Below are 204 nucleotides of genomic sequence, written 5' to 3'. Positions count from 1 at the left end.
TAGGCCCATCCAGTTTAGGCAGTGCAGAAGGCGACCTATTGGTTGGCGAAGTAGCGACGTATACGGCGACCTATGTCATCGAGCAGGATGCCGTGGATGCCGGAGGCTTTAGCAACAGTGTTTTAGCTGATGGCGATAGTCCAGCGGACACGAATGTCGATGACACGAGTGATGATGGTGATGACACGGATGGCAATACCGAAG

At 53.4% G+C, this 204-nt stretch carries 1 protein-coding gene; it reads left to right on the top strand.

The features are described 5' to 3' along the window. Positions 1 to 204, top strand: a 204-nt coding sequence (locus tag FC091_RS15425; protein WP_449441492.1) for a DUF7507 domain-containing protein, incomplete at both ends; no start/stop codon positions are given.

Source organism: Winogradskyella algicola, from assembly GCF_005869935.1.
Classification (GTDB): domain Bacteria; phylum Bacteroidota; class Bacteroidia; order Flavobacteriales; family Flavobacteriaceae; genus Winogradskyella; species Winogradskyella algicola.
This window is presented reverse-complemented; position numbering and strand designations above follow the sequence as displayed.